Origin of the sequence: Mycobacterium sp. E2497, assembly GCF_001668695.1 — a bacterium.
In the GTDB taxonomy this organism is placed as follows: domain Bacteria; phylum Actinomycetota; class Actinomycetes; order Mycobacteriales; family Mycobacteriaceae; genus Mycobacterium.
Window position 1 is genome coordinate 1 of the sequence record NZ_LZKD01000218.1, and the last position, 891, is coordinate 891.

Below are 891 nucleotides of genomic sequence, written 5' to 3' on the forward strand. Positions count from 1 at the left end.
CTCGGGCCTGGACGCGCGGGCCTACCGGCTGCCGTGGGCGGCGGGCACCGCGGTGTTCGAGATCGACCAGCCGCAGGATCTGCTGCTTGGCCTCCTCGTCGGTGAGGTCCACCGCCACCGACTTCTTGCCGCGGTTGTGCGGCAGGAACAGCGTGGGCAGCGGCGGGCGCCCGGGCAGCACCGCGGTGATCTGCCGGGCCGCGTCGCCGTGGGGCGCCTCGACCTTGATGACCTCGGCGCCCAGGTCGGCCAGCACCTGCCCGGCCAGCGGCCCGGCGATGTTCTGGGTGAAGTCGAGAACCCGGAATCCGTCAAGCGGCTTGGCGGGGGCGCTGTCTGCCATGGGTGGCCTTCCTGGTCATCCGGCCTGCTTCAAGACCCCAGTGCAGTAGTAGTTCTGGGCGAACGGCGCACCGGGGTCGGTGCGCTGCAAAGGTAACCCGTTGTCGGCCAACAGCTGATTCAGGGGTGTGCGAACGGTGCGCCAGCCGAGCCGCTCGAGGTGGGTGGCGGCGTCGGTGCGCTCGCCCGGGAAGCCCAGGTCGCCCAGCGCGATGTCCAGGCCGTTGCCCCGCCACTTCTGGCTGGCGGCGTTCAGGGCGTCGCCGTTGGTGCCGGAGTTGATGAAGACCTCGGCGACCAGGCGGCTGCCGTCGGCGCTGAGCGCGGTGATGTCGTCGAGCAGCCGGTCCTGCGCCTCGGGCGGCAGGAAACCGAGCAGGCCCTCGGCCGCCCAGGCGGCGGGCCGCGCGGCGTCGAAGCCGGCCCGGCGCAGCGCCGACGGCCAGTCGTGGCGCAGGTCGATCGGGACGGCCCGGACATCGGCGGTGGGCTCGGCGCCGAGCTCGGCGATGGTGGCGGTCTTGAATTCGATGACCTGCGGCTGGTCGA

General features: G+C 72.5%; 1 protein-coding gene and 1 pseudogene. Both read right to left on the reverse strand.

The annotated features are described in order from the left end of the window. Positions 1 to 61: 61 nt before the first annotated feature. A pseudogene (locus A5713_RS19710) lies at positions 62 to 343 on the reverse strand (CoA transferase); the annotation flags it as partial. A gap of 15 nt (positions 344 to 358) precedes the next feature. Then, positions 359 to 891, reverse strand: a 533-nt coding sequence (locus A5713_RS19715; protein ID WP_156751955.1) for an SAM-dependent methyltransferase, incomplete at its 5' end; no start/stop codon positions are given.